The organism is Pseudomonas sp. Irchel s3a10 (assembly GCF_900187525.1).
Lineage (GTDB): Bacteria > Pseudomonadota > Gammaproteobacteria > Pseudomonadales > Pseudomonadaceae > Aquipseudomonas > Aquipseudomonas koreensis_G.
In genome coordinates, this window is the sequence record NZ_FYDR01000001.1 from 927,699 (window position 1) to 941,445 (window position 13,747).

A 13,747-nucleotide genomic window follows, 5' to 3' on the forward strand; every position below is an offset into this window, starting at 1 on the left:
TTTCATTCGCCTCCTAGGAACGTACCACACCGAGACAATGGTCCTTCCGAAACTCGAACTGGGGCGGAGTGAATTGACAGCTTGTGTCATGCTGGAACCCTCCTAGGTCGTGGGAAACCTCCATTTGTGTGCCCACTCTTTTGTGAAGTCAGGTTTCCAGGAAGTGTTTGTAGAGATGGTCGACCTCAATTCAGGTTTTACTGGCTTACCGATTCGCTCCTTGGACTGCGATGCAGAACCTGCTAAAACATTTTTCTTGCAAAGGATGCCGTATGTACGACCAGTCATTTAATTTTATTTCAATCTCTAAAGTTCTTAGGAAAAATGATTTCTACCTTAAGCCGTGGCTGAGAAATCCATTATCAAAGGACGCTGAAATTGAAGCAGCGGTGGAGCGCTCAGACAGTGGGTTCGAATCTTATTCATTTCTAGATAGCTCGAGTGTTCGCGGAAAAAACGTTTATAGAGTCCTCGCATTCAGTCATGAGCTATTGTTACGAAAAATAGATAAAAATTTGAGGAAAGCGAAACCCATATTCACTCCTTCTCGAGATACAATAATTGCTAATCTCCGGGTTTTAATAGCGGAAAGCGCACAGTTTAAAATTTATCGACTAGATATAAAGAGTTTTTATGAGTCATTCACACCTTCTCTGGTTCTGAGCACTATCTACAATATCAAAGGGCTAAGTCCGCATACAAAGAACCACATAAAGGAAATTATTGAGCACTTCGCATCTGCCGGTGGGGTGGGAATTCCGAGAGGTATGGCGCTAAGTGCTACATTGTCGGAGATTGTAATGAGTTCCTTTGATTCCATTATAAAGTCAATGCAGGGGGTTTATTTTTACAGTCGATATGTCGATGACATTATCATTATAACTAGCGGCCAAGAACACTCAAAACAGTTCATTTCGAAAGTGAGCAAGCTTTTACCGTATGGGCTCCAGTTAAATCGGAAAAAGCAAGAGCTTTGTTCTGCTCCTGATTCTTCTGGGTACAAAAAAAGTCAGCAGCCTGAAATGCCACTACTATTCTCGTTTGAGTACTTGGGATATAGCTTCTCTGTTTACGAACCACCAGAAAAAAATGGCACTCGAGAAGTGATATTGGATATAGCTGACTCTAAAGTAAAAAAAATAAAAACGAGATTGACAAAAGCCTATCTCGATTACTGCAAGAATAGGGATTTTGGGCTTCTTGAAATACGCATGAAATTTCTCACTTCAAACTTTAGCGTTTTAGATATTAATAGGGGCGGTTATAGGCTTGCCGGAATCTATCACAACTATCATAGGATAGATAAAGATAGATCTGTAGCACTGGATGCTCTGGATGAGTACTTACGTCTGGCCACCATGAGTGGTTTTGGCAAAGTGTTCGATCGATTTTTTTGTAGCACTACTGTTGCGCAGCGGCGCAGGCTACTGACTTTCAGTTTTAAACGCGGCTTCCTGGAGCGTAGTTATTTTCACTTTAATCGTTCACAGCTCAAAGCTATCAGGGAGTGCTGGGAATATGCCTGACGATAAAAAAGCCGAGCGAATCGTAAAGAGCGATTTTTGCAGAGTTCTAGTAACCGAAACAGCTCCTTATGAAACCCCGCTTATATTTTCAAATGATGGATTTTACAATATTGCAAAAAACCTCACGGCCAATACAGGTTTCGCCCATGTAATTGCAAACTTGTTTATAGCAAGCAAAAATGGAAAGTGGAGCACTGTTCCTTACCAGTATAAAATAAGAAAAAGTACCACAGATTTTAGATGTCTTTCGATTCTGCATCCTCTATCACAGTGGCAAATTAAGTTATTTTACGAGCGTTATGAGCACCTTATCTGCCACTACTGCACTCTAGGCCACTACTCAATCCGCACTCCATTCAAAACTGCCAGCATCTTTTACTATAAGAGTTCTTGGGAAAATATCGGGCAATATAAGCGAGGTACGGTTGATGATGCGTCTTCAGAGACAAGACTTAAACACAGCTCATCCTTTTACTCGTATAAAGGTTACACAAGGCTTTACAAGATGTTTAATTCCAAAGCCTTTCTTGATCTTGAAAAAGACTTTACCATTCTAAAGACGCTGGATGTTTCTAAGTGCTTCGATAGTATTTATACCCATTCGATTGCTTGGGCAACTAAGGATAAAGGTTTTGTAAAAGATGGTAGATATTCCGCTTCGATTTTTGGGAATAATTTCGACGATGTTATTCGTATGGCGAATCACAACGAAACAAATGGCATTGTAATCGGTCCTGAAGTTAGTCGAATTTTTTCGGAGATTATATTTCAGGACGTGGATTGCAAAGTTGAAGCCAAGCTAGCCTCAGAGAAATTCAATTGGGTTTTGGGTGTTGACTACTCAATAAAGCGCTATGTTGATGATGTATTTATATTTGCAAGATCAACAGAGATGGCGAACAAGATTTATGAGATTTATGCCGACAGCCTATTGAGTTATAAGCTTCACGTGAACTCCTCTAAAAGCCAAATATATCAACGCCCGTTTTTTACGCCAAAATCAAAGGTTATAAGAGAGGTAAATCTTTACGTAAACGAATTTATCGAGAGATTTTTAGAGGAGGTCGATGAAGGAACGTCACTAAAGCCAAAAAAGATATTCAAAATAGATCGACTTGTCCGCAGCTTCATTGATGCTATCAAGTCAACTTGCTCTGCTGAACGTATGGAATACGACGAAGTATCCTCGTACATAATATCTGCCTTGTTCGAAAGAACAAAGTTGCTAATTAATGTCCCCAAGGGTTTCAGTCGGGAAACAGGAGTTAATGATTATAAAGACGCTTGTATCGTGTTTTTAGAGGTGATGCACTTCTTTTATTCAGTTGCTCCATCCGTTAGCTCATCATATAAATTTTGCGCATCGTTGATTCTGATTTGTCGTTTCGCTGACCAACATCTAGGGCATTATGGGCACACAATTAAGCAGCGTGCATTTGATCTATCTCTATCCTTGCTGGATAGCGATACTTTCCACAAACGAGCAGATGTAGATAATTTCATATCACTTGAGGTTTTAAATGTAATTCTTTCTTTAAGCGATTTTGGGGCCGCTTACCTACTTCCCCCACATGTCGTAGACAAGGTTTTTGGTGGGGATAGCTCATATTTTAATATTGTTTCATGTCTTTTTTACATCAAAGATCATAGTCTTTACTCCACAATAAAAGAGAAGACGCTAAAAAATCTAGATATCAAGCTTCAAGATATGTCAAAAATTCTTTCCAATACAGAGCAAGCATGCCTATTTTTAGATAGCCTAACTTGCCCTTATATCGACAGAAAAAGAAAAGTCAAATATATAAATAGACTATGCACAACGCTGCAAATTAGAAAGCCCAATCAACAAGACCTAAGTGATTTTATTTCTGGTTATGCTTCCGAGTATTGGTTCATTAACTGGAGAGAAGTCGATCTCTTGAATGCTCTAGAGCGCAAAGAACTGAGGCAGGTGTACTAGTTGGAGTTAGCAAGGACTTTTCTCTAATTTTCGTCTGTGCTAGCCTACAGATTGAAAGGTTAGTCAATATACCTCCACGTAGCCCCTCAAAGGCGCGTTCCATACCTACGTAGCGAATTTTTCATCACCTCATGGGTAGATGAGGCGCTAGCCGCGTAGGAGCGGTGCAAGCCGTACACACTAAGGTTGAGACTACCTTTCTCCCTTTTCTTGGTGCCTGTTAATTACTATCTCGTCCAAGGCATTGTTTTGTATCGAATATTCCCTTGATGTCATTGATAAAGATGACTAGCTGCTTTTGGCCGAAAGCGGTCCTTTGTAGGCTGCATTGACTCGACAAAAGAACAGGCAGAAGAGGTGCCTTCTTGCTGCCTCCTACCAACTTCCGTACGGAATGCCGTACTTGTCGATGTAGCGCTTGGCCTTCTCACTCACCGGATAGGCATAGCGCCCGCCATGCTTCCCCTGCTCCGGGCCTAGCGGTTCAAGTTCGCCCTGGGCATGAGCGACTCGGATCGGTCGGTGGCATGAATCTCTGACCCATGCTTGAAGTACTCCACCCGGGGCCAACCCCACGTAAAGCGAAGCCATGTATCGAGCGGTCCTTTCAGGAGTTTCCGGGCAACGCTGGTGCGTTGAATCCACCATCAATTGCCTCGCTGACTCTGGAATTTCAATGAAACCCTTGTAGGTTTTCTGCTCTGATATGGATTGCCAACGAACGAAGATGAGCTTTGGAAGATCGGCACCGGTTACCGGAATACCGGAACCACTGACCGTCCCCCAACCACGGGCTGACTCCGTGCCATCTTCTGGTTCACCTCCGGCGGCGGTGCTTCCGCCTGCCTTGAAAAAAGTCCTGTTATTGATGTCCAGGACTGAGCTGTCTTCTACCCAGACCTTCATGTAATCAGGTTCAGTGAAAGCCAGCCCCCACCAATCGGATCTCGGATCGTTCTCGGCTGAAAGTGGGTCCGTAGTCTGGCATCCAGCTACCAGTAGAACGCTCAAAATTAATATAAATTGCTTCATTCGTGGACGGGTTACCAACTCCCGTACGGTATGCCGAATTTCTCGATATACCGCTTGGACTTTTCGCTGACGGGATACGCATAGCGCCCTTGGTTCTTACCTTGACTAGGGCCTAGTGGCTCAACCTCTGCTTGTGCTCCGGCGACTTTGACAGGATGGTGGCATGAGTCTCGAACCCAGACTTGCACGACACCACCGGGCGCCAGGCCCAAGTAGAGAGACGCGTTATAGCGCCCCTTTTGTTCAGGTGTTTTAGCGCAGCGCTGATTGACGGACTCAAGCATGAGTTGTCTGGCTTCCTCTGGGATATCTACCCAGGCCTTGTACGTTTGCGGTTCAACAATGGACTGCCAACGGACATAGATCCTTTTGGGAAGATCAGCACCTACAACAGCTTTTCCGTTGCTTCCCACGCCGTGCCAACCTTGAGCAGATGCTGTTCCATCCTCTGGCTGCCCGCCTGAGGCCGATCCACCTCCGGTACGCAGGAATGCTTTGCCTTTAATGTCTTCGACCGAAGTGTCCTCAACCCAGACTTTCATGTAGTTGGGCTCGGTAAAGCCTAGTTCCCACCAAGGAGATTTGGGATCGTTTTTGGCTGATAGCGGATCACTTGAATCACAGCCGCTAATCAACAGGGCAAAAAGTATCGTTGAAAATCTTTTCATCGGACGACGGTTACCAACTCCCGTACGGAATGCCGTATTTATCGATATACCGCTTAGCCTTTTCACTCACAGGATAAGCATACTGCCCACCATTCTTGCCCAACTCTGGCCCCAGCGGCTCCAACTCAGCCTGAGCTCGGGCGACTTTAACGGGGCGCCGACAAAGGTCTCTTACCCACACCTGCACCACTCCACCCGGTGCGAGTCCCAAATAGACCGAGGCCATGAAACGTGCCGTTTTCTCGGGGGTCTCCGGGCAACGCTGGTGGGTAGACGTCACCATCACCTGTCTGGCCTTCTCAGGAATATCTACCCAAGCCCGGTAGGTTTTTTGTTCCGGTATCGATTGCCAGCGGACGAAGATGCGCTTGGGTAACCCTACCCCGATAACCGGTTTGCCTGTACCTCCGACACCAATCCAACCGCGTGCAGACTCCTTGTCATCATTCGGTTCTGCGCCGCTGGCGTTCCCTCCCCCGGCACGTAGAACGACTTTACCGTTGATGTCCTCCACGGAGCTGTCTTCAACCCAAACGTTCATGAAGTTGGGTTTGATAAATGCCAGCTCCCACCAGGGATACTTGGGATCGTTTTCACCAGAGTTGGTGCTTGTGACATGACAACCAGTGACGATCAAGCCGCCCAACAGGGTTACGAGCATTCTCATTGCCCAAGCACCCAACTATTCAATTGCCACCACTACCAACTCCCGTACGGAATGCCGTACTTCTCGATATACAGCTTCGCCTTTTCACTCACAGGATAGGCATAACGACCACCGTTTTTCCCTTGTTGTGCACCCAGCGGCTCAATCTCACCCTGGCCTCTAGCGACCTTGATGGGATTCCGGCATGAGTCTTTTACCCAAGCCTGTAGAACGCCATCTGGAGCAAGTCCTATGTAAAGAGACGCCATGAAACGAGCAGTTTTATCCGGTGTTTCCGGGCAACGTTGATGTGTGGATGTCACCATCAACCGCCGGGCTTCTTCAGGAATATCAATGAATCCGCGATAGGTTTTCTGCTCTGTGATTGACTGCCAGCGAACGGAAATGCGTTTTGGAAGGTCGGCCCCCGTGACAGGCATTCCCGAGCCAGTCACTGCTCCCCAGCCTCGAGCCGATTCGGTCGAGATGTCGGGTTCTCCTGAAGCGGCAGTGCGTTTGCCTGCTTTGAAAAATATTCTGTCATTGACGTCTTGAACGGAGCTGTCCTCCACCCAGACTTTCATGTAATTCGGTTCAACAAACACTAATTCCCACGACGAATACTTAGGGTCGTTTTCACCAGTTTCGGCACCTCCTGATTGGCATCCCGCCAACATTAGAGCCCCCAGCAGAGCAATCATCGCTTTCATTACCAAAAATTCCAGTCAGGTACATGAGGGTGTTGTACGCGGACCCCGTCATCCGTCGGGGCATTGATATATACCGCGTCTATGCCACTTCCATCTCTTCTTCCAAGAGGATGATTCCAGTTGGCAGAGGTATGAATGTACCTCAGCTTGAGAAGCTCCTCTTCCTCTGGAGTGGTTGTGTAATCGCCGGCAACGAATCGATTGCATAGCGATTGAAGTTCCTCCGGTACGGAATACTCACCATCGTCGGGCATGTCGATGAAGCGAACACCCTTTTCTTTTGCCAGTTGGTACATGACTCTCAGGTAAACCCTGGAAAGCTTGCCGCTAACTGGCCGCTTGAGCTGGAGGGCAGCAAACACGCGCTTCTGCTTGGGGGAGAGCCTGTCCTGATGATCACGCGGGAGTTCAAAAGAGGCGGGGGTGACAATTTCCAATAAATGCGCAGGCCATCCCTTGGCGACCCATTCACTTTTTGCACGTGCAGCATCATGGTAGATCGACGTACTTGTGACATCGGTAAAAGTAGATACCGTCAAGGACTGCATCGGGCTCACCAGCACACATTCCTCAACTTCGTCGAGATAGCTGCCACCGATATCAGAATGGACGCCAGGAAAACTGTACTCTGGGTGGGCGGGCTTCACCCGACTGAGCGCAAAGTTTGCGCGGCATTCATCACGAGCGACCAAGTGGACAACGTCCTTGAAGTACTTGCGATCCATATACAGCTTCACACCGGGAGCGATGGGACTTTTCACGCGCCCGAAATTCGTGAATCCGGCGATTGAAGGTACGGTGTCGAAGAGCCCGATGAACCCCATGTTGATACCGCTTCCGTACTGACTATCAAAGGTTCGACTGAAATCTCTGGCGTTACTGTTTAGTAAATTCCCTAACGGCCCTTGCTTCCCCCTGACAACCTCATTCGAAAAATGCCGTGCTGCAGCAGCTCCGCGACTAAAGCCAAACGTATCAAAAGTCAGAGAAGCAATTTCGCAGTTTGGGTTCTCCTTCAATGCTTCTTCAATAATGCTGTTGATTTGTTTGAAAGATGCCTGCACGCGGCCGGCCACACCTGTGTCGCCGCGCCCCATTCCGGAACCCACCACACTGTCTTTTTTATCGTTCTGTGTACCGATACCGTCGATGTATAGAGCACGCGAAACACGTCTCAAAGAACCTTCACCCTTGGCTTCTTTGATCTCTTCATACAGTGAAAATAATTTATTTACGTTGGTTGGCCCGGCGCCATAGCTGCTGTCCGGATCCCCCATATAGGGCTGACAGCTAGCAGGAATATCCTGCGGCGCAATGGGATGCTGCGCACCGCACAGCAACCCTGCTGCCGTGTTGTTCGCATTGTTACCAGTACCATCAAAGAAAACCCCAATCCTCAACGCAATGCCGATTTTCTCAGGCTCGCGCGCAGGCTCTTTCCCATGCTTCTCATACTCAGCCCAACGCTGGGCATGAATATCGACGGGTTTGGCTTCTTCGTAGCGGTAGTTTTTCGGGGGGTTGGGAACGTAGCCACTCAATCCTTGATTCCTTGTTCTGATCCTTGAAGAACGGGCCGAAGGGTGCCAGCCGAGGCTTGGGCGCGCAAGGCGTGGCCCTGTGCCAGCGCGGTTGAGACCGTGTGGTGCGACGAGGGTTCGGGCTCGTCGCACCGGGGTGGTTAGTGGGCGATTTCGACGTTGTCGAGGGCCTGGTTTACGGCGAGTTCGCCGAGCATGACGACCTGGGCGATGCCCAGTGCGGTTTTGCGGTGGGAGGTGTCGAGCATGGCGGCGAAGTTGTTGAGCATTTCGCTGGCGGAGCCGAGGGTTTCGCTGGCGTTGGCGAGCAGGGATTCGGTGTCGCACTTCGGGTTGGCGAGGTACATGGGTTCGGGTTTGTGCGGGCTGGCCATGATTTGGGTGGCCGGGGACAGGTAATGGTCGAGGGCGCGTTCGGCGGCTGCGTGGAGTTTTTTCGAATCGAGGGATTCGTAGGGCGATGCGAGGTCGGTTTCTGGCGGGTTGGGTGTTGGTTTGATCATGGTGAAACTCCTAGTTATTGAAGAGGAGCCTTCACCTTCGCTACCAAACGAAGGGTGGCGGCCACACGCGGGTTGGTAGACCGGTAACTAGGACCCGGCACACCCGAAGGTGTCCTGCGCATGGCCACCATTGAGCAACGACCTGATGAGGTCTGCGAACGGTGCGCGATGCGACTAGTTATGGCGGGCTACCAAACCCGATCACTGTTTTTCAGCGACCGACAGACGATAGAACCCGCGCCCTAGACGCACAAGCCGGCGGATTCTGGCGTACTCGTAGGCGATGGCGCAAGGCGTTGTAGGGCTTCGGTGGTAACGGCAGGCTTCATATAAACATCGCGATTATTTCCTGTTTATCCGCCGGTTGAACGGGCTACCGATCCAGCACCCAACCCGCAATGATCGGAATGCACTGTTCCGTCCAAAAAAGTCATTTACGCACCTACCTCGCCATCGCCCGGCTCGCTAGAGTGCAGCGCTCTTTTCAACTGGCTGACGTACTGATGAATCTGTGGTTTCGACTGCTCTGCATGCTTTTTCGCCGACCGTGGCGCAAACCGGTCAATGCGCTGGAATCCACCGTGATCCGCATGCGCGTGTGGCCGCTGGATCTCGATTTGAATCGGCACGTCACCAATGGTCGCTACTTCACCATGGCTGACGTCGGGCGCATGGATTTTGTGTTGCGCAGTGGCGCGTTTCGGGTGGCGCTGCGCGCTAAAGCGTTGCCGATCGTTGGCGACACCTGGGGCAAATTTCGGCGTGAACTGAAGCTGTTTGAAGCGTTTGAAATTCACAGCCGGATGCTTGGCTGGGACGACAAATGGAGCTTCATGGAGCATCGCTTCGTGAGCAAGGGCCGGGTGATCGGTGTTGTGGTCATGCGCGGGCTGTTTCGGTCGGCGAAAGGCACGATAGCGCCGGGTGAGTTCGTCAGGGAGTTGGGGTTGCCTGAACAGTCGCCCGAGATGCCGGAGTGGTTGACGTCGTGGTCGGCGAGTTGTGATCTGATGAGCCGTCAGCTTAGGGGTGAGGAGGTTTGAGTGATTGGGTGGTTGGTTGATGGCTTTTATGGATAGAGTGCGGTGTCGCTTGTGCGGGCGCCATCGCGAGCAGGCTCACTCCTACAGGGGACGCGTTTCGAATGACGTGCCTTGTTCAAATGTCGTCCCGCTGGATGCGGAATATCAGACTTGGTGCTTTGCCCGGTACGTCGTCTAACTCATCGATACGGCGCATGCCGATTTTCTCAAGAACGCGGATCGAGGCCACATGATCCGGCCTGACCAAGCCGAACACTTCAGGCAACCCGAGATGGTCGAAGGCGTGGGTTAGCGCGGTTTGTGCGGCCTCTGTTGCATAGCCGTGGCCCCATGCCTCGACAGCGAAACGATAGCCGAGATTGGTCACCGTTTTCCTCAGGTAGTCATGAGCGGCGACGCCGGCGAATCCGAGAATTTGCTCAGGCGCTTGTGCGCTGCTGATTGCCCACCATCCGTAGCCGTGGGTTTCCCAGTGTTGCAGCCAGCGATCGAGCAGTGCTTCGGCTTGAGCGATGTCGGTCATAGGGCCGGCGGGGTTGAACAGGTTGGTTTGTGGGTCGCTGAAAATAGCGAATACGGTGGGCAGGTCTGCCGGCTGTGGGGGTCGGTAGGTCAAGCGTGAGGTTGCTTCTGACATCATCAAACCCTTTGAAAAGTCCCAAAAGGGGCAAAAGCCCCTCATCGCAGATTACCGCTCCGAATCAATGTTGAACCAGGGCCGAAGATGCCCGACAAGTTTGTCTTCGGCAAAGAAACGCTCAGCGACCGCGTTATCCGGAAAGTCATCGCACCAGGAAAACCCGATGTTGTCATTTATCAATGTCAGGGGATCAGCTTCCTCGGGAAAAACATGTTCGATGCCAAACCGCAACTGGCAGGAGGTTGTTCGAGGCGTGGCCTTATTGTTTCGGGTTAACGGTGGGTGCGCGCGGCCAGGTGTACCAGGTAAACGGTGTTCCCTCAGCCGACGCTTTAAATCAGTCGCCTTACCGACATACAAACACGGGTACGGTGCGTCTTCCGGCCACCAGTCGTGGTAACGCACATCGACATCAGAGCCTCCCGGGCCCTTCAAAATAATATGCCGATTGGCGCTCATGAGCTGCTTTCGGCACCCCATCCACCAAAATGCATACACTCCTGCACTCGACGGTACGTTGACAGGGTGACTTCTGGAAACCAGATGCTCGATCCGGTGTACCGCTTGCGCGTTGAGCATCTGGTTGGTAAGCGACTGCCAGGCGGCCGCCACCTTAACTGCTCGCGGCTCTTCTTTCAGTGTGTCCATTCTTGTTCGCTTTGTTGTTGATTCATTTACGAGGCCCGGATTAGCACAGGCCTCAACAATTGATGCGTCGCCTGGAGTGCTAGCTCCCACAGGTTCGCGGTCAGGCTCGGGAGGGCGTTTGGCCGGGCGGACGCCATCGCGGGCAAGCCCGGCTCCCACAGGGATTGGGGGGATGGCTATTGTCGGTGGCGGGTCATATTGATCAGCGCCACACGCCTGCCGCCCGGTGCCGGGCGTTCTTCGATAGAGAACGGCACGAAGCCGAGTTTCGGGTAGAGCAGCAACCCTGCGGTGTTTTCGTTGAAGCAGGACAGCTGCACTTCCCTGGCCTGATACTTTTCGAAGCCGACCGCAGTCATGGTTTCGACGATGTAGCGAGCGACGCCCTGGCCACGGGCGTAAGGCGCGACGATGACGTTGCCGATGCAGCAGACGCCGTCGTGCTCGGCACGGTAGAAGTTGGCGAAGCCGACGAACTCGCCGTTGGCCAGAAATGCCGTGGAATCGAAGCGCTGGCTGATCGCGGTGTGCATTTGTTCTTCCGTCAGCGGGTACTGCGCTTTCGGGAACATGAAGTACAACTCTTGAACACCCTGGGGAAAGCTGCACAGGGTTTTGACGTCGTCGGCCGTCACTGGCCGGTGGGAGAAATTCATCGCTGCCCTGCCCTCACTTTTTAACCGTCAGATGATGCGCAACCAAGGCGTTGGCATGACCGTGGCCCATGCCGTGTTCCTCCTTGAGCCACGCCACCAGTTCCATGTGTTTCTTGTCGGTGATGCCGGCGAGCAGGTTCAGCCAGTGATCGATGGGCTGGCCGTATTTCTTTTCGATGGAGGGGAAGTACGACGCCGGGCCTTTTACCTTGTTGTCTTCGCTCATGCTGCCAGCTCCCTTGGGTCACGACGGAGGGTCGGCGGACGCTCCTTGTCGGCAGGTCATAGAGTGGACGCGGGACGCTGTTCCGGCAAGTGGCCCATATAGGCATGTTCGTGCTACGCCGCAGCACTTATTTTCTTGATAGCGCTCTGAGCCGTTCCCTCTCGGTCAGCCCGTCTGTTCTGACGCTGGCGATGGTCGCGTGATTCTTCTGCTCCGGCGGCAAGATCGGATCACCGGGGAATCGGTAATCGCTAAAGCCTTGCAAGACCATTTGGTCGATAGCGCTGTTGCCACAGCTTTGCTGCAGCGAGATCACTGGCACTAACGAACCGGGGGTGTACGTCAGCTCCAGCAGAACGGGTTTGCGCTCGGGGGTCGAAAGTTTTTCTTGCGCCAGACTTTCCTCGATCTCTCGCATCTTCTCTCTGACGCCGAACTGCACCTGACGGACGTAAATCTTGTTGTACTGCTGTTGTTGCTCGGTCGTCATTGCCACGCCTTTGGCGCGCAGGCGTTGGAGGTTGTCCCAGGCGTTGGCTTTGAAGTAGAGGTTCAGTGCACCTTGAAGATCCTGCGGGCCACCTCTGCCGTTTTCCAGGAAATCGGCCACTTTGAGTTCCATTTCGGTATTGCCGGGTTCGGCGATGGAACGCTGATAAAAATCCCTGGCTGCCACCATATCCACCGGCCCGCCGACCCCCGCTGCGGCCATATCGCCCAATCGGCTATAGACATTCGGCGCTCTTCGGGCCACTGACTCATAGATATCCTTGGCCTTGTCGATGTCCTGCGGCACACCACGGCCCTGTTCGTACATCTCGCCGAGAATCACTTTGCAGTTGGCGTTCTGAGTACTGAGATAGCGAATTTCAGCGACTTGCTGCTCGCTCATCGACGCTTTTTTGAAGTAGTTGGCACAACGGAAAGTGGGGAATTCCTGATCCGCAACCTGAAGACGGTTAAGCGATTTACAGCCTGCGACGAGCGCGGTAAGCGCCAGTAGAGCAACAACCTTGTTCATGAACGGCATCCGTTGAAATCGTGCAGATTTCATCGGCAGGCAGGTGCAAAACCTGAAGCCCGAGCACTCAAACACACCACAAAAACCTGTGGGAGCGAGCCTGCTCGCGAAGGGGCCGTGTCAGCCGACTTCATCAGTGGCTGACACTCCGCCTTCGCGAGCAGGCTCGCTCCCACAGGGTTTGTGGTTGAAGCAGATCAGCGTTATTCCGTGCGGCCCGGCAACATCCGCACCAGCGTGTTATCCCGCACCCAGTAGTGGTGAAACAACCCCGCTGCCGCGTGCAAGCCGATCAGCCAGTAGCCGGTGCTGCCCAGCGTTTCATGCCAGTACTTGAGCTGTTTGGCGAAGTCCGGGTCGATCGCCACCGGCGCCGGGACGTGGAAGCCGAAGTACGGGAACGGTTTGTCGGCGGCGGCGAGCATCAGCCAGGCGAGGATCGGCGTGGCGATCATCAGCACGTACAACGCCAGGTGCATCAGGTGCGAGATGCCGGTCTGCCAGGCTGGCGGCTTGGGGGTGATTGGCGGGCGTGGGCTCAGGCGGCCGAACAGGCGCACCCAGACCAGCACGAAAATGCTCGCGCCGAACAGGCCATGGAAGCCCATCAGCAGGCCGCGCGCTTCGCTGCCCTTGGGCATGAAGCCTTTGATTTCGACACAGGCATAGACGCCGACGAACAGCGCGAGCATCAGCCAGTGCAGCGTAATTGACAGTTTTCCATAACGGGTGACGGCGGTGTCGCGGGTCATAAGAAGCGCCTCGTGATTGTCGTGAGCGACGGTCGATTCGTTCGACAGTCTCGATCCGGTAGCAGCGCGAACCGACGGTGCCACCCTGCCCTTGCAGTCTTAAGACAATCTGAAGATTGCCCGTTTGATTAACCTTTTTTCACCTTCAGACTTCGTTAAGAAATGCCTCCGATAC

General features: G+C 51.6%; 15 protein-coding genes. 3 read left to right on the top strand and 12 right to left on the bottom strand.

What is annotated here, in order from left to right; translation table 11 throughout:
• Positions 1-272: 272 nt before the first annotated feature.
• Together drt3a and drt3b are read left to right on the top strand one after the other, a co-directional pair.
• Entirely contained in the window at positions 273-1,526 is a 1,254-nt protein-coding gene (gene drt3a, locus CKW11_RS04055) for an antiviral reverse transcriptase Drt3a (protein WP_159974161.1), read from the top strand.
• Positions 1,519-3,486 carry an antiviral reverse transcriptase Drt3b gene (gene drt3b / locus CKW11_RS04060; RefSeq protein ID WP_095136502.1) on the top strand — a complete coding sequence of 656 codons (1,968 nt, stop codon included), beginning with the start codon at positions 1,519-1,521 and terminating at the stop codon, positions 3,484-3,486. The genes drt3a and drt3b overlap by 8 nt, the downstream gene beginning before the upstream one ends.
• A 375-nt stretch (positions 3,487-3,861) precedes the next feature.
• On the opposite strand, the gene CKW11_RS04065 is transcribed toward drt3b, so the two are convergent.
• The 6 genes from CKW11_RS04065 to CKW11_RS04090 all read right to left on the bottom strand — a co-directional run bounded on the left by CKW11_RS04065 (position 3,862) and on the right by CKW11_RS04090 (position 8,586).
• Positions 3,862-4,518: a DUF2931 family protein gene (locus CKW11_RS04065; RefSeq protein WP_095136503.1), complete on the bottom strand. Its 657-nt coding sequence runs from the start codon at positions 4,516-4,518 to the stop codon at positions 3,862-3,864.
• Positions 4,519-4,529: 11 nt separating this feature from the next.
• The gene (locus CKW11_RS04070) at positions 4,530-5,186 is read right to left on the bottom strand and encodes a DUF2931 family protein (protein ID WP_095136504.1); all 657 of its coding nucleotides are present in this window, start codon (positions 5,184-5,186) and stop codon (positions 4,530-4,532) included.
• A 10-nt stretch (positions 5,187-5,196) separates the two neighbouring features.
• Entirely contained in the window at positions 5,197-5,853 is a 657-nt protein-coding gene (locus CKW11_RS04075) for a DUF2931 family protein (protein WP_095136505.1), read from the bottom strand.
• Between the two features lie 32 nt (positions 5,854-5,885).
• On the bottom strand, positions 5,886-6,542 hold the full coding sequence (locus CKW11_RS04080; RefSeq protein WP_095136506.1) for a DUF2931 family protein: 657 nt from the start codon (positions 6,540-6,542) through the stop codon (positions 5,886-5,888).
• Positions 6,542-8,083, bottom strand: coding sequence for a DUF2235 domain-containing protein (locus tag CKW11_RS04085; protein WP_095136507.1), 1,542 nt, complete (start codon positions 8,081-8,083; stop codon positions 6,542-6,544). Before CKW11_RS04085 ends, CKW11_RS04080 begins: the two co-directional genes overlap by 1 nt.
• A gap of 140 nt (positions 8,084-8,223) precedes the next feature.
• A complete protein-coding gene (locus tag CKW11_RS04090) occupies positions 8,224-8,586 on the bottom strand; it encodes a DUF6124 family protein (protein ID WP_095136508.1) in 363 nt (120 codons plus the stop codon).
• 503 nt (positions 8,587-9,089) lie between these two features.
• On the opposite strand from CKW11_RS04090, the gene CKW11_RS04095 reads away from it, so the two are divergent.
• A complete protein-coding gene (locus CKW11_RS04095) occupies positions 9,090-9,629 on the top strand; it encodes a thioesterase family protein (protein WP_095136509.1) in 540 nt (179 codons plus the stop codon).
• A 115-nt stretch (positions 9,630-9,744) separates the two neighbouring features.
• Here CKW11_RS04095 and CKW11_RS04100 read toward each other — a convergent pair whose 3' ends face one another.
• From CKW11_RS04100 to CKW11_RS04130, 6 genes are all read right to left on the bottom strand, one after another.
• Positions 9,745-10,266, bottom strand: coding sequence for a GNAT family N-acetyltransferase (locus CKW11_RS04100; RefSeq protein ID WP_095136769.1), 522 nt, complete (start codon positions 10,264-10,266; stop codon positions 9,745-9,747).
• 51 nt (positions 10,267-10,317) lie between these two features.
• Positions 10,318-10,917: a GIY-YIG nuclease family protein gene (locus tag CKW11_RS04105; RefSeq protein WP_095136510.1), complete on the bottom strand. Its 600-nt coding sequence runs from the start codon at positions 10,915-10,917 to the stop codon at positions 10,318-10,320.
• Between the two features lie 176 nt (positions 10,918-11,093).
• Positions 11,094-11,573 (bottom strand): GNAT family N-acetyltransferase, encoded by a 480-nt coding sequence (locus tag CKW11_RS04110; RefSeq protein ID WP_095136511.1) that lies wholly within the window; start codon positions 11,571-11,573, stop codon positions 11,094-11,096.
• 13 nt (positions 11,574-11,586) lie between these two features.
• Positions 11,587-11,799, bottom strand: a complete 213-nt coding sequence (locus CKW11_RS04115) for a DUF4287 domain-containing protein (RefSeq protein ID WP_095136512.1) — start codon at positions 11,797-11,799, stop codon at positions 11,587-11,589.
• A gap of 127 nt (positions 11,800-11,926) precedes the next feature.
• Positions 11,927-12,820, bottom strand: coding sequence for a tetratricopeptide repeat protein (locus CKW11_RS04120; protein ID WP_095136513.1), 894 nt, complete (start codon positions 12,818-12,820; stop codon positions 11,927-11,929).
• A gap of 203 nt (positions 12,821-13,023) precedes the next feature.
• Positions 13,024-13,572, bottom strand: coding sequence for a cytochrome b (locus CKW11_RS04130; protein ID WP_095136514.1), 549 nt, complete (start codon positions 13,570-13,572; stop codon positions 13,024-13,026).
• Positions 13,573-13,747 lie beyond the last annotated feature (175 nt).